Source organism: Enterococcus sp. DIV0183 (genome assembly GCF_050541505.1).
Lineage (GTDB): Bacteria > Bacillota > Bacilli > Lactobacillales > Enterococcaceae > Enterococcus > Enterococcus faecalis.
Genome location: NZ_CP172932.1, coordinates 354,751 through 372,781, shown reverse-complemented (window position 1 = coordinate 372,781; position 18,031 = coordinate 354,751). Strand labels below are relative to the sequence as shown.

The 18,031-nt window shown below is 39.4% G+C and carries 17 protein-coding genes; 5 read left to right on the top strand and 12 right to left on the bottom strand.

Features of this window, described 5'->3' with window-relative positions; translation table 11 throughout:
• Positions 1-8: 8 nt before the first annotated feature.
• Genes IGK72_RS01900 through IGK72_RS01885 form a run of 4 tightly spaced genes read right to left on the bottom strand, consistent with a single transcriptional unit; the run spans position 9 to position 2,998 of the window.
• The gene (locus tag IGK72_RS01900) at positions 9-860 is read right to left on the bottom strand and encodes a MurR/RpiR family transcriptional regulator (RefSeq protein WP_002355339.1); all 852 of its coding nucleotides are present in this window, start codon (positions 858-860) and stop codon (positions 9-11) included.
• Between the two features lie 16 nt (positions 861-876).
• On the bottom strand, positions 877-1,353 hold the full coding sequence (locus IGK72_RS01895; RefSeq protein WP_023894896.1) for a PTS system mannose/fructose/N-acetylgalactosamine-transporter subunit IIB: 477 nt from the start codon (positions 1,351-1,353) through the stop codon (positions 877-879).
• A 30-nt stretch (positions 1,354-1,383) separates the two neighbouring features.
• The gene (locus IGK72_RS01890) at positions 1,384-2,202 is read right to left on the bottom strand and encodes a PTS system mannose/fructose/sorbose family transporter subunit IID (protein WP_010777381.1); all 819 of its coding nucleotides are present in this window, start codon (positions 2,200-2,202) and stop codon (positions 1,384-1,386) included.
• Positions 2,195-2,998 (bottom strand): PTS mannose/fructose/sorbose/N-acetylgalactosamine transporter subunit IIC, encoded by an 804-nt coding sequence (locus IGK72_RS01885; RefSeq protein WP_002358431.1) that lies wholly within the window; start codon positions 2,996-2,998, stop codon positions 2,195-2,197. Before IGK72_RS01885 ends, IGK72_RS01890 begins: the two co-directional genes overlap by 8 nt.
• 169 nt (positions 2,999-3,167) lie before the next feature.
• On the opposite strand from IGK72_RS01885, the gene IGK72_RS01880 reads away from it, so the two are divergent.
• Positions 3,168-3,938 (top strand): sulfite exporter TauE/SafE family protein, encoded by a 771-nt coding sequence (locus IGK72_RS01880; RefSeq protein WP_225581367.1) that lies wholly within the window; start codon positions 3,168-3,170, stop codon positions 3,936-3,938.
• Between the two features lie 46 nt (positions 3,939-3,984).
• On the opposite strand, the gene IGK72_RS01875 is transcribed toward IGK72_RS01880, so the two are convergent.
• Positions 3,985-4,386 (bottom strand): organic hydroperoxide resistance protein, encoded by a 402-nt coding sequence (locus tag IGK72_RS01875; protein WP_002355332.1) that lies wholly within the window; start codon positions 4,384-4,386, stop codon positions 3,985-3,987.
• A gap of 220 nt (positions 4,387-4,606) precedes the next feature.
• Here IGK72_RS01875 and IGK72_RS01870 point away from each other — a divergent pair, with 220 nt between their 5' ends.
• Complete coding sequence (locus IGK72_RS01870; RefSeq protein WP_002366111.1) at positions 4,607-6,133, top strand: AMP-binding protein; 1,527 nt, start codon at positions 4,607-4,609, stop codon at positions 6,131-6,133.
• A gap of 251 nt (positions 6,134-6,384) precedes the next feature.
• Positions 6,385-7,083, top strand: coding sequence for a glucosamine-6-phosphate deaminase (locus IGK72_RS01865; protein WP_023894895.1), 699 nt, complete (start codon positions 6,385-6,387; stop codon positions 7,081-7,083).
• A 56-nt stretch (positions 7,084-7,139) separates the two neighbouring features.
• On the opposite strand, the gene menC is transcribed toward IGK72_RS01865, so the two are convergent.
• The 6 genes from menC to menB are packed head-to-tail and all read right to left on the bottom strand — an operon-like array spanning position 7,140 to position 14,484.
• Positions 7,140-8,243, bottom strand: a complete 1,104-nt coding sequence (gene menC / locus IGK72_RS01860; protein ID WP_002361194.1) for an o-succinylbenzoate synthase — start codon at positions 8,241-8,243, stop codon at positions 7,140-7,142.
• Complete coding sequence (menH, locus tag IGK72_RS01855) at positions 8,244-9,068, bottom strand: 2-succinyl-6-hydroxy-2,4-cyclohexadiene-1-carboxylate synthase (protein ID WP_002410468.1); 825 nt, start codon at positions 9,066-9,068, stop codon at positions 8,244-8,246.
• Positions 9,056-10,789, bottom strand: coding sequence for a 2-succinyl-5-enolpyruvyl-6-hydroxy-3-cyclohexene-1-carboxylic-acid synthase (gene menD / locus IGK72_RS01850; RefSeq protein WP_002397008.1), 1,734 nt, complete (start codon positions 10,787-10,789; stop codon positions 9,056-9,058). Before menD ends, menH begins: the two co-directional genes overlap by 13 nt.
• Complete coding sequence (locus IGK72_RS01845) at positions 10,789-12,156, bottom strand: isochorismate synthase (RefSeq protein ID WP_002394670.1); 1,368 nt, start codon at positions 12,154-12,156, stop codon at positions 10,789-10,791. The genes menD and IGK72_RS01845 overlap by 1 nt, the downstream gene beginning before the upstream one ends.
• Positions 12,153-13,610, bottom strand: coding sequence for an o-succinylbenzoate--CoA ligase (locus IGK72_RS01840; RefSeq protein ID WP_023894894.1), 1,458 nt, complete (start codon positions 13,608-13,610; stop codon positions 12,153-12,155). The genes IGK72_RS01845 and IGK72_RS01840 overlap by 4 nt, the downstream gene beginning before the upstream one ends.
• Positions 13,611-13,614: 4 nt before the next feature.
• Complete coding sequence (gene menB, locus IGK72_RS01835) at positions 13,615-14,484, bottom strand: 1,4-dihydroxy-2-naphthoyl-CoA synthase (protein ID WP_002391106.1); 870 nt, start codon at positions 14,482-14,484, stop codon at positions 13,615-13,617.
• A 110-nt stretch (positions 14,485-14,594) separates the two neighbouring features.
• On the opposite strand from menB, the gene IGK72_RS01830 reads away from it, so the two are divergent.
• A complete protein-coding gene (locus IGK72_RS01830) occupies positions 14,595-14,975 on the top strand; it encodes a PaaI family thioesterase (RefSeq protein ID WP_002355318.1) in 381 nt (126 codons plus the stop codon).
• A gap of 69 nt (positions 14,976-15,044) precedes the next feature.
• On the opposite strand, the gene IGK72_RS01825 is transcribed toward IGK72_RS01830, so the two are convergent.
• On the bottom strand, positions 15,045-15,656 hold the full coding sequence (locus IGK72_RS01825; protein ID WP_048737106.1) for a LysM peptidoglycan-binding domain-containing protein: 612 nt from the start codon (positions 15,654-15,656) through the stop codon (positions 15,045-15,047).
• Between the two features lie 818 nt (positions 15,657-16,474).
• Here IGK72_RS01825 and IGK72_RS01820 point away from each other — a divergent pair.
• Positions 16,475-17,956 carry a peptide MFS transporter gene (locus IGK72_RS01820; protein WP_002355315.1) on the top strand — a complete coding sequence of 494 codons (1,482 nt, stop codon included), beginning with the start codon at positions 16,475-16,477 and terminating at the stop codon, positions 17,954-17,956.
• Positions 17,957-18,031: the final 75 nt, after the last annotated feature.

The window sequence follows — 18,031 nt, the reverse complement described above, 5'->3', positions numbered from 1 at the left end:
GCACACCCCTACTTCTCTTTTAGACGGCTGACAAGTTGACTCGTTTCAATCATATTGCGTTCAATTTCTGTGTCTAAATCATCTTGAATTGAACCTAAATACAGAACATCGCCAATTGCCATTGACGAAGCAATCGATGAAATAGCCCCAACTCGAATGAGGTGCTCATTATTGGGGACTAAAAGAACTTCATCGCTCAATGATCGCACGTTTTCTCCATCGTTACTGGTAATAAAAATAACCGTTGCACCTCTATTTTTGGCAATTTCACAGGCGATTAAGGCTTCTTTTGTCAAACCACTATAGGAGACCGTGATCAAAATGTCTTGTGCCGTTGCATAATTTAAAAACTCCAACATCATGTGACTATCATAATTAAAAATCGCTTGGCGACCAGCGCGGTTAAACTTGTGATAAAGATTATAAGTCGTTAAAGAAGAGGCACCAATTCCAACCAAATGAATTTTTTCCGCTTTTTTAACATGCGCGATTGCTCGTTCCAAGGCTTGTTTATCCACTGTATAAAATAAATCCTCAATCGTAGCATTTAATAAAGATTCCACTTTCATACAAATAGTATCCACCGAATCATCCGCCGCTACAATTGGATCAATATCTTTTTTACCGTTACTGGCAGCTTGTACCGCTGCAATGGATAGTTTTAACTCTTCCCAGCTGTCAAATCCTAATTGTTTAGAAAAACGGGTAACTGATGCTGGAGAAGTTTCGCTATTGCTAGCAATTTCGTTTGCTGTTAATGAGAGAAGACGGGTCGGATCCTTCAGTATATAGTCTGCGATTCTCTTATTTACTTTGGAAAAGTCCTTATATTTTTGTCTGATTGAACGGATTGGCTCCATCTTCTCATCTCCATTTCTATTTTATGAAAGTTAAAATTGCTTCGTTTGGTTCAGAAGGGATCATCTGTGCGGTAATAGTCACCCCATTATCTGTTAAACGACGAACGGTTTGAATATCTTCATCGGTTAATGCAACAGATTTTTTAATTGCTCGACTGCCTTCTTTTTGAGAAATATTGCCGACATTGAAGCTCTGTAACGGAACACCGCCATCAATTAAAGCCGCCATGTCTGTAATGTCTTTCGTAATTAAAAAGACTTTTTCTTCATCATAATTGCCTGCTAAAATTTTTTCAATCGCTTTACGTTTTGATAAAATGGATAATTTAACTCCTGCAGGCTTAGCCATTTTTAAGGCACCAATTTGTAATTGATCTTTGACAGCGGCATCATTTACTACCATGATTCTTTGTGCGCCAACCGTATTCGTCCAAACGGTTGCAACTTGTCCGTGAATTAAACGCTCATCTACTCTTGCATGTACAATTGTCATAATAAATCTCTCCTATTATATACTATTTTTTTAAAATAAACCGCCAACCCAAGCCAACATTGGTTGTAAATTGCCTAAAACCATGCCAATTAAAATTAAAACAAAGATTAGCCGTGTTGAATTCATTTTCTTTTTCCCTAGTAACCAATAGGATAAAAGAACAATCCCTAAAGGAATTAATGCGGGTAAAATTTTATCCAGCATTTCTTGAACTGATAATGTTACATCTCCCATTTTATAAGTTAAATCTAATTTGTAAGTAATTACCGAAGGAATCAAACCGCCGACCACCGTTAACCCTAAAATAGCTGCACCTTGCGTAAACAATTTCATTTTATCCGCAAATTCTGTCGCAATTTTTTTCCCTTGATGGTAACCAATCCAAGTGAATTTATAGCGAACCCATAGGACCACTGCTCCGGCAATTAACGGGATCATTAACCCAACAACCTGGCCCCCTTGCGCCATGTAAGCTGCAATCGAAAAAACAATCGCACGATAAATCGCGATAAAAATGGTATCACCAACACCAGCAAACGGACCCATTAGACCTGTTTTCAAACCAGTAATGGCCGTTTCATCTTCAATGCCAACTTCTTCTTCCAAAGCCATATCAGCTCCGACAATTAAATGCGACATGGCTGGCGTTGTATTCATAAAGCCAAGATGTGTCTTCAAGGCTTTCTTCATAGCTACTGGATCTTCACTGTATAGTCGCTTTAATGCAGGCATCATCACCCAAGCGTAACCAAGTCCTTGCATTTTTTCATAGTTCCAGCCCCACTGATAGCCAAAAAGATTACGGACGTAAACTTTATTAATATCCTTTTTTGTTAATTTGTTAGTCATCAATCTCAACCTCCTCATCATCTTCGTAAATAACCGTGCCACTTGTTGTAGCTGCGCCGCCTTTGTTATGATTCATCACATAAATCGCTGCTAAAGCCAAGCCAACCAGTGCGACACCTAAAACTGAGAAGAATTGGGCCCCATAAGCAAGTAACACGAACCCAATAATAAAATAGGGCCAGTATGTTTTAATTGGTAAGTAACGCATTAAAATAGCAATCCCCATCGCTGGTAAAATAGCGCCTGCTGCTTTTAGCCCATTCATCACCCAAATAGGAATCCAATTATTGATAGCGTTTACAACTTGTTCACCAAAAGCTAGGCCAATAAAAACTGGGATGACACGAGAAATCGTCCAAGGAAAAATTCCTAAAACATTGCAGCGCTCGACCCCTTTATAATTGCCTTCTTCCGCATAGCGATCTGCTTTGTGTTGGAAAAACGTATTAGCCATTCTGCCTAAAATATCTAGTTGTGTTAATAATAACCCAATCGGAACCGCAACTCCGATACCATACTCTGCCCCTTTCCCTGAAATGATTGCATAAGCCGTTCCCATAATGGCCCCCGAAAGAAAGTCTGGGACTGTTGCTCCTCCATAAGTCGCTACGCCTAATGTCATCAATTGAAGCGTTGCCCCAATCATCAATCCTGTTTGAACATCTCCTAAGACTAGGCCAGTAAACGTTGCAGCAAACAATGGTGTATATGGACCAATCTGAATAGAAATTTGGTCAAGTACACCAACAACTGTGTAAAGACATAAAATCAAAATAATACCAATCGATACTGTCATGCTTTCTCATCCTCCTTGAATGCGTTTTCTTTTTTGTATTTGTAGAATACCATTAAAGAAATATCATTTCAAGTTCTTTTTAAAAATATTTTTAAATGAAATTACATTTCTTATATAATTTTTGTGCTATACTAAAAGAAAACGGTTTAGGAGTGATTATGTGCGGGTTTTGCTGATTTATTTCATAACTATTTTTCTATCCAATACAGTTGGGGCGCTCTCTGGGATGGGTGGAGGCGTCATTATTAAGCCTGTTTTGGATTTTCTTGGGTTCCATTCGTTAAATAGTATTGCGTTCTATTCAAGTGTCGCTGTTTTTGTCATGTCCATTTCTTCGACTTATAAACAGTATCAAAATGGTGTCCAAATTGAATGGAAAAAAGCCGCGAGTATTTCGTTTGGTTCCTTAGTCGGCGGCATGTTAGGTGATTTACTTCTTAATCAGGCGATTGCACTAGCGCCAAATGAAGAAAAAGTACAACTAATCCAATATATCATCATGTTGCTGACCTTGGTTTTGGTTCTTCTCTACAATCAATTTTCCAACTGGCACTTACACCTCAACGGATTGAGCATTTTTCTGATTGTCGGATTAGGCTTAGGGATTCTATCAACCTTTTTAGGCATCGGTGGCGGTCCCATTAATGTAGCTTGCCTTATTCTCTTTTTTGGAATGGATATCAAATCAGCAACTGTTTATTCCATCATTACTATTTTTTTCTCCCAACTCGCCAAACTTGGCAATATCGGCTTGACCACAGGTTTTGCGGTTTTTGATTTGACAATGCTTTGGGCTATTATTCCTGCCGCTTTATTCGGTGGTTATGTCGGCGGTCTTTTCAGTAAAAAATTATCTCAACAACGGGTCGCCCAAATTTATAGTTTAGTTGTTTTTTTAGTTATTTTGTTAAATATGTATAATTTGTGGACTGTTATCTAAAAAAAAGAAGCGCTTTGTCTATACGACAAAGCGCTTCTTTTTTTAGTTAAATCACTGTTAATTTAACGTCTATATTATTTCTTGTTGCTTTAGAATATGGGCAAATTTCGTGGGCTTTTTTAACAAGTTCTTCTGCTTTAGCTTGATCTACCCCATCAATATGAACTTCTAATTCAGCACCAACGCTAAATCCATCTTCTCCTTGGAATAAGGAAACACGTGCAGTTACTGTACTTTTACCTTCGACTTTTTCTTGATCCATCACTAATTCTAATGCACCGTTAAAGCAAGCACTGTAAGCCGCTGCGAATAATTGTTCTGGATTTGTTGTATTTTCTTTCTTGACACCTGGCGAAGCAACCGCATAAGAAAATGATTTATCCGGTGAGTGAACTTCTCCTGCACGTCCACCTGTATTAATGATAGTTGTTTCATAGATTTTTTTCATGTAAATTCCTCTCCTTTGTAAAGTTTTACACTTCTGAGAACTTGTTACTTACATAATTATTGTAGGAAACTTTGCCAGATACAGCAAACGTTGTGCTTGTGAATAATAAAAAATAACATTTAACGTTGTATTTTTGACGTAGAAAAAGAACCCATTCTATGATAGGATAAAGTGAACTTGTACATTTGTACACAAACTATTTTACAAAGGAGACTTTCCCTTGACACACTTACTTGATTATCAACCATTAAACCTCTACACAAACTATCAAGAAGCCGCAGAAAAAACACCAACTGTTCCAATTATTTTTGATGAATCTTTGCCTGCTTTTCCTGCACTTGGCTTAGAAACAACTTATGGTGAAAGCCATCAAGAAATTTTGAAACGGGCATATCAATTAGCCGCTTTAGGTGTAAAAAAAGGCGACAAAATTATTATTTATAAAAGTCCTAAATTCGACACGTATTTACTAGCTGTTGCAGCCTCATATCTAGCAGCCGTTCCTGTAATGGTTTCATATCATTTACCTTTTGAAACAATTGAAGTATTCGTTGATCGTTTAGAAGATCCTTATATTTTATTTGATGATGTGACTGCTGAAAAAGTTCAAGCTGTTCGTAACAGCTCTGCCAATAAAAAACTTTCGGTTGCTTCTCTTTTAGAAGCTGATGCCACGGAAGTTCCTCAAGACGAACTGACTAAAGACGAAATTGCCTACATGACTCACACCTCTGGAACAACAGGTATTCCTAAACTTATCTGTCATTCCAATCACTCTATGGGTTGGCGTACAAAATGGCAAAAAACCATTTTCACAAAAATTGCTGAAAAGAAATTAGTTGGCTTTCATATTTCGCCAGTTCATTCTCGTTTTAACATTGGCGTGTCTTCTTTAATGGCCATGGGCTTCCCTATGATGCCTTTAGCAAATGCTTCGAGCGAAAAAGTCGCTGAAATGTTCAGCACCTATCAACCAATCGCTGTAGAAACACACCCCAATAACTTCGTTCAATGGGTTCGTTTGGCCAAAGAAAAACCTGAAGCCTTCGCTAGTGTCCATTATTATCATTCTACTTTTGATGCAATTAACAACGCTACAATGGTGGCTTTCTTAAAAGCATCTGCTGCCAATGAACCAATTTTCCTACAAGTTTATGGTCAAAGTGAATGCGGGCCAATGATCTTACGAGCGCATACTTTAGACTCCCTAAAAGATTCAGATGCTCGTGACATGGGTGTTGGTTTAGAGGATTTAACACAAGCTCGAATTACCGATGAAAAAGGACAAGTTTTACCTGCGATGACGGATGGCCATATCCAATTCTTATCAAAAGGACGGGCCTTAACGTATTACAAAGAAGATGCCCGCTTTGCAGAAAATGTCTACGGCGAATGGTGGGACAGCGGCGATTACGGAATGTTAGATGAACGCGGCCACTTATTCTTGAAAGATCGCCAAGTAGATCTAATTGAAAACATCGACAGTAATTTAGCTATTGAAGATCATTTATTGGATGCATTAGATTTCTTAGAAGAAGTGATTATTGTCCGTGGCAAAGAAAATGAACCTCAGCCAATTTTAGCGGTTGTCCCTGGGGAAGAAATGGATTGGGACGCTTGGTGGACACAAGTAGCCGATTTACCACATTTAAACGAACCTATCATTATGGCTTTTGACGAAATACCTCACACAGCTACTATGAAAGTGCAACGTTTACAACTAGAAAAATGGTTGAAAGAACAATAAAATAAAATTCTTTGTTAAACAGTGTTGGTCAAAAGAACGTTTAGACCAGCGTTGGAGCAAGTGGAGCAGAAAGCTAAAAAGTTAACTCGTTGTAGGTTATCTTAAGCTTTAAAAAGAGGGGTAGTCGTCGTTTTGACGGCTGCTCCTCTTTCTTTTGCATACCGTTAATTAAATCCTTTTTGTGAAGAGCTTGACATGGGATGGTTCCCACAAATTATACTTAGCTTATTCAAAGAATGGAGTGAGCAAGTATGAAAATTTTAATTAAACAAGATTTCGACACGATGAGCGAATGGGCAAAAATGTTACTTCTAAGCACGATGAGCCAAGATAAACGAGTGAATTTATCAATTACCGCTGGCAAAACGCCAACACTTGTTTACCAAAAATTAGCCTCGATTGTGAAAAATTTATCTGACTTTGATAATGTTCATTATTATAACTTTGATGAAATCCCCGTTCCTCATCAAAAGGAAGGCATTACTCTGACAGATTTGCGGACGCTGTATTTGACACCTGCGGAAATATCCGAGCAAAACATCCATCCATTAACTGTTGAAAACTTTCAACAACAAGATCAACGGATTGCTGACGCAGGCGGCTTAGATTTGATGTTAATTGGCTTAGGAGCAGATGGTCATTTTTGTGGGAACATGCCCACTACCACTCATTTTAAAAATGAAACCTATCAAGTGACCGTCACTGGTTCAGAGCCTTGGTTTGTTCCTGAAATGATGCAGCCAGGCATGACCTTTGTTACGATGGGGCCAGCCAGCATCATGAAAGTTAAGCATCTTGTCCTAATTGTAAATGGTGAACAAAAAGCTCAGATGGTCAAACAAGTACTCCAAGGACCTGTCACAGAAACGTATCCTGCTTCTATTCTTCAACTCCATCCAAATTTAACGGTTCTCTTGGATGAAGCCGCAGCGAGTCAATTAGAAAAATAAAAAATTGCGCCTAGATTATGCTTCTCTGCATAGTCATAGGCGCAATTTTGTTATCATTACATGATTTTTTGATACTGACTGTATTTTAGCAAATTCGTCTGGGAAAGTGTAACACCAATACCAAGTCCCTGAGGCACGGCCATTGTCCCTTGCTCTAAAATAAAAGGTTCCGTGATGATATCTTCATAAAAATAGCGTTCCGTGGCTGAAATATCACCTGGAAAGGAAAAGGTAGGCTGTGACGCAAATTGCAAATTCAATGCGCGACCAACACCAGACTCAAACATACCACCTAACCAAACCAATAAATCATTTTCTTGGCAAAATGTGGTAATCTTCAACGCCTCGTGAATCCCACCTACACGAGGAATCTTCAAATTGATACTACGGCAACTGCCCAATGCTAACGCCACTTGGCAGTCTTTGAGACTACGAATATTTTCATCCAAACAAATTCTTGTCTTCAGTTCTCTTTGTAATTGTGCGTGATCTAAAAAATCATCTGCAGCAAAAGGCTGTTCAATCATCGCTAATTGATAGTGATCTAAACGTTGTAATTGAGGCAAATCAGCCAATGTATACGCTGAATTGGCATCGACCATTAAAGGCAAGTTAGGAAAATGCTGACGAATCAAAGCAACGGGTTCCACATCATAACCGGGACGAATTTTCAGCTTCACTCGTTGATACCCTTTTTCTACAGCTAACTGAACTTGTTTAAGTAATTGAGGTAAGTCTTCTTGAATCCCTAAACTAATCCCTACAGGAATTTTCCTCCGCGTTGGTCCAAAAAATTCAGTTAAACTCTTCTGTTGCCGTTTGGCATATAAATCCCAGATGGCAGTTTCTAACGCAGCTTTTCCCATCCAATGTCCTTTAACTTCTTCAAAAATTGTTGAAACCTCTTGCGGCTGTTCAATCGCTTCTGTTAAAAGTAACGGAATTAAATGCTGTTGGATGATGAAGCGTTCGGTTACCAACGTTTCTTGCACATAATCAGGTTGCTCAAAAGCCGCTAATTCGCCAAACCCTTGATTTCCTTGCTCATCCGTTATTACAAATAAATCAAACGCTTTTTCTTCCAGGCGACCATAGCTCGTGACAAACGGCGTTTTTAAAGGCAAACGAACCTGATAGGTTTCAATTGATTGAATGTTCATTCAGATGGCTCCTTCCAATAACACTGTCACCTTTTCATAGAAAATCGTTGGTTGTTCCAAATGGATACAATGTCCTGCTTCAGGAAAAATTGTCAGCCTCAACAACGGTTGACGTGCCTGCATTTTTTTAGCAATTCCAATAAACTTTTGATCTTCGCCGCCTACCAATAAATCGGTAGGAATCGGCTGCAATTCTACTAGACGTTCCCAGTAACTCTCTTGCGCTCCTGTCCCCATATACCATAAACTACTAGCCAATCCAAAGGCCGATTGGCTCAAACGTTCCTGCCGAATGGCCATTTGCTGTGCCACAGACAAGGTTTTTTGCGTTTGAAATAACGGTAATTCTTGCCAGAAATCAATAAAATCCACAAGCGGTTCCTCTAAGAGACGTTCCGCCAAACGATGATCTTGACAGATACGAGCCTGACGTTCTGCGGCAGTGGCCAAACCTGGTGATCCACTTTCCAATAAAAGATGCTGTACCTTTTGTGGATAATGTAATGCAAAACCTAAAGCTGTTCGAGCGCCCATTGAATAGCCTAATAAACAAAAGCAAGGCAAATTTAGCGATTCGGTTAGTTCAGCAATATCATGGCAAACCTGTTTCATGGTATAACGCTCTGGTGCTACCAAACTAGCAGTCGCGCCATGCCCAGGTAAGTCAATTCCTAAAACGTTATAAGGTGTTTGACTGGGAAAAACGGCTGCAAACGTGGCTAACGTTCCTGTGAAACCGTGTAAACAGACTACTGTCGTTCGCTTTGCATCAAAAGGTGTTAACCATTGATAATGGTACTGCATCCCCCGAATTAACCGTTCCATGAAATCCCCTGTCTTTCTACTCGTCTACCAATTTCAGCTAAAATTGATTCGTACAAATGAACATTCTCTTGACGATTTCCTTTGACTTCGATCACTTGAAACTGTGGTTCTTCAGCCGCTGCTTGTAAAATTTGCTTAAGCTCCACGATTGTTTTGACTTCTTGGTACGAAGCACCGTAAAGTTCAGCAACTAACGAGAAATCTAAATCAAGCGGTGTTCCAAATAAAGGCTCGAAATCGTCCTCACGTAAAGTTCGTTGAGATAGAAAAGAGAAAATCCCGCCACCATTGTTATTTAATAAAACAATTGTTAACGGCAACTGATAACGTTTAGCCAAAAATAAACCATTCATATCATGATATAGCGCTAAATCACCAATCAGTAGAACGTTTTGCTGTGTCGGTGCTACGGCACTCATTCCTAAAGCAGTTGAAACAATCCCATCAATCCCGTTGATGCCGCGATTTCCAAACATCCGATAAGGGCGACTATCCATAAATCGATCTAAGTAGCGGATAGCCATACTATTAGATACAAATAACTGACCGTTCTCTTTCATTGTTTGGTGAACAGCTAAGCTGGCTGTTGTTTCATTTAATTCTGTCGCGTTCAGCGTTTCTAGAAGAACTTCAGAGACCGTTTTTTCCAGCAAGAGCCATTGTGCTAACCAAGTCGCTTCTGTTGGTTTGACAACCGTTAGCAGTTGTTCTACAAACGTGGTTTCCTTTGCCTGAATAACTGTTTGTGATTTTTTCAATTGCTCTTGCCATTGCCCATTTTCGTCCACAAAATAAAAAGTAGTCTCTGTCGTTGCTAAGCGTTTCAACCATAACATGATGTTTTTAGAAATTGGCAGCGAACCAAAGCGCACTACCACTTCTGGTTCTTGTGGCAAGGTCGCCACATTTAGAAACAGATCACTATGTGCAATAACAACTTCACTATTTTGCCCATGTGTCACAATGTTTGCTAAAGGATCCGCTAGTAACGGCCATTGCAAAGCTTCGGCTAATTGAATAAATAACGCCGCTTCTTCCTCTGTATGACTGCCACCGACAACCAAAACGCCGTTTTTCTGGTACCATTGATCCGCTAGCTGTTGCACTTGTTCTGTAGAAAGGATTGATTGACCAGCGAATAAAGCCGTTTGTTGAGAACTCTTTGTTTTTCTCTCTAAGTCAGGTAATAATGGTTCCCGCAAAGGAAAATTCAAATGAACAGGTGCTGCAGGCGTTTGTTGCGCGAATGCTGCTCCTTTAGCGCCTTGCCAATAGGCGTAATTCAACATCTCTTCTGTTGCTTCTGGCAAAGCCATTTCAACAAATAATTTCACATGATTTTGATACATTTGTAATTGGTCCATGGCTTGAGGAGCACCAACTTGACGTAACTCATGCGGCCGATCCGTTGTTAAAACGACTAAAGGCACATGGCTAATATTGGCTTCACAAATTGCTGGATAATAGTTTGCAGCTGCTGTTCCAGAGGTACAAAGTAAGACCACTGGTTTTTGACTCGCTTTACTTAATCCTAAAGCAAAAAAAGCAGCGGAACGTTCATCGACATCGACAAAAGTTTGGATTGCGGTTTCCCGATGAAGTAATAAAGCCAGTGGTGTGGAACGGGACCCTGGACTAATGACTGCTTGTTCAACCCCACTATTTTTTAAGCCTTCAATAAAGGCCGTTAAATAATCGGTCATTGTTTCTTGATGATTCATTAAACCTGCCCTCCAATTCCTCGTAACATCGGTTGAAATTTTATTTTCGTTTCTTCTCTTTCTAGCTCTGCTTGGGAATCCGCAACAATACCACAACCTGCATAAAGAACGCCTTGCTGACCAGCAAAGACACCTGAACGCAAGGCCACAGCAAACTCGCCACTATCATCATTCCCTGAAATCCAACCGATTGGCGCACCATATAACCCACGACTCCCTGGCTCATATTGTCGAATCCATTCGACTGCCAACTCTTTGGGCTCACCGCCTAAAGCTGGCGTTGGGTGTAGTTGCATCACACTTTCCAAGAACGAAATTCCCGGCTTACGTTGACCCGAGATTGGCACATAAAGATGTTGTACATCTCGATTTTCCAAAATAATGGGTGCTTGAATACTGTTTTCAGAAGTCGTCATCTTCGCCAACTCTTTCGCTAAACGTTCCACCACAATTTGGTGTTCTCCGGTATTTTTGCGGTCTTGTAAAAGTTGTGCTCCTAAAGCTTTCGTTTCTTCTGATGTTTGACCCGTTTTAATGGTTCCTGCAATACAAGCGGTCGCAAACGTTTCTTTAGTACCCAACAGAAGTCGTTCTGGTGTTGCACCAATGAAACTTGTGTCTTTGGCTTCTAAAGCAAACAAATACGTATTTTGTTGTTGTGCCATTAAATTAACGAGCACTTGGTTACTTCGAATTTTTTCAGGACTGCTCACAGCAAGTTGTCGAGCCAAAACCACTTTTTTTAAAGGGCCATCTTCTCTTAAGACTGCTACTGTTTCGTTGACAGCTTGTAGCCATTCAGTCACGGCAACTTCTTCCTTGTCAATCTTTGTTTCCGCTACAGCTGGCAACTCCTCACAGGTAGCTAACAAGCGATCAAACTGAGCCACCAAAGTCGACCAACGTTCCTCGACTTCTTGTTCACTAGAACCTGAAAAGTTCAGCGTTCCATAAATACGTGAACCTGAAAAAGTAAATAGAATACTTGGTAGATAAAACCAACCTTCCCCTAACTCTCCCCAGGCCTCAGTAGGCGTTTGTTCTGTATCAAAAGGCAAACCGCCAAACAGAAGAGCCCCCGTACCAGAAATAGACATATTTTGAAAACGAGTTGCCGCCTCTTTTTTTAAAAGGTTGTTCAATTGCTGCGTTTCTGTTTCTGCGCCTTTTAAGATAGTTTCATATCCGAAGCCAACCAAAGCAAAATCTTTTTTCGGCGTTTGCCAAAAAAAACGTTCTCCTTGGTATGCCTTTTCACCAGCGGCAAAAATTGCCAAGGCTGTTTGTTCTGTTTCTAATGGAAAAACCCAACTGAACTGACGGGCATTCTTCTGATAGGCTTGTCGTAATTCATCAGGCAATTTCATCTGATTAAAAACGCCTCTCTTTCTTCTGTCATGAAACGATGTTTGGCAATCTTTCCACTTGCTGTTTGCGGGAAAGAATGACAAAAATAAATGCGTTTCGGTCGTTTATATTTTGCCAGTTTTCGTGAACACTGGTCTTGAATTTGCGCTAAGGTGAGTTCTTGGTCACTAATCACATAAGCAACTGGGACGGCTCCCCATTGCGCATCTGGTTCTCCTACAACTGCCGCTGCTTTAATTCCTGTTATCGCCTGTAACACCTGTTCAACCTCAGTGGGGTAAATATTTTCACCACCAGAGATAATGAGTTCACTTAAACGACTAACCAAATACAGGTAACCTTGTGCATCTAAATAGCCCATGTCGCCTGTTTTAAACCAATCATCTGCTGTCCATTTTTCAGGTTGACGCTGGTTAAGGTAACCTGAAACAACGTTTGGTCCCTTAAGTAAAATTTCCCCGACTTGCTTTTCTGGCTGTTCTTGTCCTAGTTCATCAACAATTTTGATCTGCATATCTTTTAACGGTTGTCCAGCAGAGCCGATTTTCAGTGCCGCATCTTCAAATTTCAAGGCAACAACTTGCGAACACGTTTCCGTCATCCCGTAAGATTGAATGACTGGAATCCCTTTTTCCTCACACTGCGCTAATTTATCCGGTGCAATCGGTCCGCCGCCCAATAACATTCCTTTAAAGCTGACGCTGTAGCCAGCTTCAGGATAGACAGACAATAATTGTTGTAACATTGTCGCAACCACTGAAATGACGGTTCCACGGCCTTCTTGTAAATCTTGTGTCACTTGCTGTTCATCAAATTTATCGTAAAGGCGAATACTACAACCTAAGACGAGTTGTCGAACAACAATCGACAATCCGCTAATGTGAAATAATGGGACTGCACACAACCAACAATCTTCAGCAGTAATCCCCATATTTTCTTGAGTGCCTCTAGCACTGGCCAAATGATTTTTAAACCGTTGCAAGACCCCTTTAGGCTGTCCTGTAGTTCCAGATGTATACATAATAGAAGCCACCGACTCTAAGTCACTTGGCTGTTGAAACTCCTGATGTGAAAGACTATGCTGTTTTTTAACCATTGGCTGAACGTCGACAAAAGAAATCTCCTCTAACAAAGCCTGCGTTTCAGGCGCACCAATAATCGTTTTAACTTGCGCATCTTTTAACTGAAAAGTCAGTTCAGCAAGTGTCAAATGCGTATTTAAAAATAATAACTCTTTCCCCAATTCCCATAAGGCTAGAATTGAAAAATACAACTCTTTGCTGTTCTTACTGAATAAAGCCACACGTTTTTCTTCTGGTGCAAGCACCTGTTGATATGTGGCTACCCAATGGCTGACTTCTTGTTGCACTTCTAAAAACGTCCAAGATTCATCCTGAAAATAAAAAGCAGGATGATCGGGACGTTTTTGTACTTGTTTATTTAACCAAGTCATTGGTTTATGGGAATTTAGGGAATTGATCGAAATCTGGTGTCCGTTTTTCTTTAAATGCATCTCGGCCTTCTTGTGCTTCAGCCATTGTATAGTAAAGAAGTGTCGCATCACCAGCTAATTGTTGCACACCAGCCAAGCCATCTGTATCGGCATTTAAAGAGGCTTTAATCATCCGTAAAGCAATCGGGCTTTTGGTTAACATTTCTTCTGCCCACTCCATTGTCACATCTTCTACTTGATCCAATGGAACAACTGTATTAATCCAGCCCATATCTAAAGCTTCTTGAGCAGAATACTGTTTACACATAAACCAAACTTCTTTCGCTTTTTTATGGCCGATAACGCGCGCCAAGTAACCTGAGCCGTATCCACCATCAAAGCTACCGACATTTGGTCCTGTTTGCCCAAACTTAGCATTTTCAGCCGCAATTGTTAAATCACAAACTAATTGTAAAACATTGCCGCCGCCAATGGACCAGCCTTTCACCATTGCGATTACTGGTTTGGGAATGACACGGATTAACCGTTGTAAATCTAACACATTTAAACGTGGAATGTTGTCTTCGCCAACGTACCCACCATTACCTCGAACTTTTTGATCGCCACCAGAACAGAATGCTTGGTCACCTGCGCCTGTTAAAATAATAACCCCGACATCTTCTTTATCACGACTAATGTTGAATGCATCAATCATTTCCATGACTGTTTTCGGTGTGAATGCGTTGTGAACATGCGGGCGGTTGATAGTAATTTTTGCTACTTTGCCTGCTTGCTCAAATAAAATTTCATCATATTCTTTAATTGTTGTCCAGTTTCTCATTAGGAAACCTCCTTCATTAATCTCATCTTTTCTATTATACACAAGAATCGGCACTTTAGAGAAAAAGTCGCTTGAATTTTAAGAAAAAACATGGCTATTTCAAATTTTCTTCATTCCTGTATAATAAATAAAAAACCTTTTATTCTCTCTTTTATTAGAAAGGACTGATTACTATTCATCTTTTAGAGTATTTAGGCATCACGATTCAACAGGTTTCTGCTGAGAAATGTCAGCTTACTTTAACGGTAAAAGACGTGCATAAACAACCCTATGGCCTTGTCCACGGGGGCTTAAACGGCGTCTTAATTGAAACTGCCTGTAGTTTAGGTGCGAACGAAAACGTTCCTGAAAACACTTTTGCTGTCGGCATAGACTTACAAGTAAATCATCTTCGTAGTGTCCATGATGGTAGCCTTACCGTGATTGCGACACCCGATCACTCGGGAAAGACCCTTCAAGTTTGGGAAGCAAAAATATATAACGCAGACCACCAATTGACGAGCGTGGGGCGTTGTACCTTAACAAATCGACAAAAAAAACAGTAATCTTTACAGGTTACTGTTTTTTTGTTTATGGTTTTTAATAAGTAATTAGATTACTTCGTTTATTTAATTTTAGTACCAACCATTTGCTAACCAGAATGATTTAGCTGCATCCCATGAACCATAGCGACCTGCTACGTACTGATCTGCCACGCGTTCTTGGTTGGCAGGTGAATAGTCACCATTTAAATAAGAGGCAGATAATTGGTAACGACCGATATACTGACCGTTTGTTGCATCGTAAGAACCACTAGATTCACGTTGTGCGATCCACTCTTTTGCATCACTGCTTGCGGCAGGTGCTGCTGGTTGCGCTACTTCTTGAGCAACAGGTTGTTGTACTTCTTGTTGTACTTCTTGTTGTACTGGTTGTGCAACAGGTTGTTCAACTACTTGTTGAACTGGTGCAACTTCTACAGCTGGTGCTGGAGTATTAGCAACTTCTTTTTCTGAACGAATAACTAATTGTTCTCCTTCAAAAATTAAATCAAGGTTTGGCAATTTGTTATCAGAAGCAATTTTTTGAATTAAGCTATTGTCTCCTGCAAATTGATGAGAAATTGTTGATAAAGTATCTCCTGCTTTAACTGTATATAAGCTTTCTGCGTTTGCGTCTGTTCCTAAGAATAATCCTAAACCTGCGGCCAAAGTTGTTCCAAGTAAAATCGTTTTGATTGATTTCATGTATGTTTCTCCTTTGTAATTAAAAATATTTGATTGTTGCTCTTAGCTCTCGGCAACAACCACGTCTGCTTCGCTTTATCGAAACGACTTCACATACTTTATCATCGAATGGCCGGCCGTAGGTGAATATCTCGTGACAATTTATTACTAGAATGTCGGTTTTGTTACATTTTGTAATAAAAAGCTGCTGGAAGCTTGATATTACCCTGTTTATATTTTGCGAAAAAAAGTTAAAAAAACAGGATTTTATTTTCGAGAAACCGTTTTCTAACCCTTGATTAACCATTAAATGTCGGTTTTTTTACATTCGTTTCAGTCAAAAAGTAACAAAATGTTAAAGATACTAGACATGAGAATGTTCTTTTCAAAAACTCACGCCTAAAAAGAACAGGTGTTTTCTTTGAATTTTTTTATCATTCACTATTTTTATTTTTTCCTTCTATATATAGTTAAATTTTTTATCGTATTCATTTTTCGATTCTGAAAAAACACCAAGCACTTCCTATTGAAACAAAAAGAGTTAAACAAAAAAAATCTTATATTTTGCTTGTTATTTATTCATTTTAATCTTATTCAAAAAAGGAACAGCTAAAGCAACTATGAAAACAAAGTATTGAAAACAAAGCAGAATAAATATTCATTTTTATTATAATTCACGAATAAAAAACAAATAATCACTCGAACGCTTGTTATTTAAAAACGTAATCAGTTTTTTCTCTTTCTATTTTCCAATCTATGAGTAATAAAATATATGAATCTACATTTAAGTCATTTTATTATCAAATATTCTGAATATTATAAGAATTGGAGTTTTATCTATGAGTGACAAAGAACAACTTGAGAAATTAGACAAATCCTTTCTGGGACAACCGAAAGGACTAGCAACACTGTTCTTCACAGAAATGTGGGAACGTTTCAGTTACTACGGCATGCGTGCTATTCTAATGTATTACATTTACGATACCGTAGCCAATGGCGGTTTAGGTCTCCCCAAAGCAACTGCCTTAGCCATCATGTCCATTTATGGATCAATGGTTTTCATGTCCAGTATCATTGGCGGTTGGGTCTCTGACCGTGTCTTAGGTTCAAGGAAAACTGTTTTTATTGGTGGTTTGTTAATCATTGCTGGACATATTGTTCTCGCTACCCCATTTGGTGTCCCCGCCTTATTCGTTTCTATTATGTTGATTGTATTTGGGACTGGGATGTTAAAACCAAACGTTTCAGGGATGGTTGGCCATCTTTATTCAAAAACTGACTTACGTAGAGATGCAGGCTTCTCCATTTTTTACATGGGGATTAATATCGGAGCCTTAATAGCTCCCCTTGTTGTCGGAACTTTAGGACAAGAATATAATTATCATTTAGGCTTTTCCGTTGCCGCAGTAGGGATGTTCTTCGGGCTACTACAATATTATTTCCAAGGACGTAAATCTCTAGCTGGAATTGGTCAGGCCCCAACTAATCCAATGTCTAAAGAAGAGCAAAAGAAATTTGCTAAAGCATTTATGTTGGCAATTGTCGTTGCTTTACTTATTTTTGGTGGCGCCTATGTCACAGGACATTTAACAATTGATTTCTTTATTAATACCATCAGCGTGTTAGGAATCCTGTTACCTGTTTATTATTTCAGCAAAATGTTAACGTCTAAAGATGTCACTGCTGAAGAAAAACCCAAAGTTCTGGCTTACTTGCCATTATTCTTAGCAGCAATTGTTTTCTGGTCATTGGAAGAACAAGGTTCGTCTATTCTTGCTCTATTTGCAAATGAACGGACGCAAACGAGTTTGTTTGGCTTCCCGATTGCCGCTAGCTGGTTCCAATCATTAAATCCTGTATTCGTAGTTATTTTGACCCCTATTTTTGTTACATTATGGACAAAACTAGGTAAACGTCAACCATCAACCGTTGTGAAGTTTTCACTAGGGCTAGTCTTTGCTGGTCTTTCCTTCGTCTTATTAATGTTGCCAGGTCTACTTTATGGTACCGAAGGACGGGTGAGTCCACTTTGGTTATTCTTTAGTTTCTTCATTATGATTGTCGGAGAAATGTGTTTATCTCCCGTTGGCTTATCGATTACTACAAAATTAGCACCGAAAGCTTTCGAAGCTCAAACCGTTGCTATTTGGTTATTAGCAGATGCCGCTTCACAAGCCATTAACGCTCAAATTGCTCGTTTCTATACACCTGGAACAGAGTCAGCATATTTTGGGATTGTCGGACTTGTAGCTGTCGTTGCTGGGATTCTCTTATTCATTGTGAAAAAACCAATCCAAAACTTAATGGGTGACGTCCGTTAAACCGTCAAAAAAGTTGCCTTTCTCTTTTTTGAAAGGCAACTTTTTTATACAGCGTTTTGATAACGTTTTCATCAA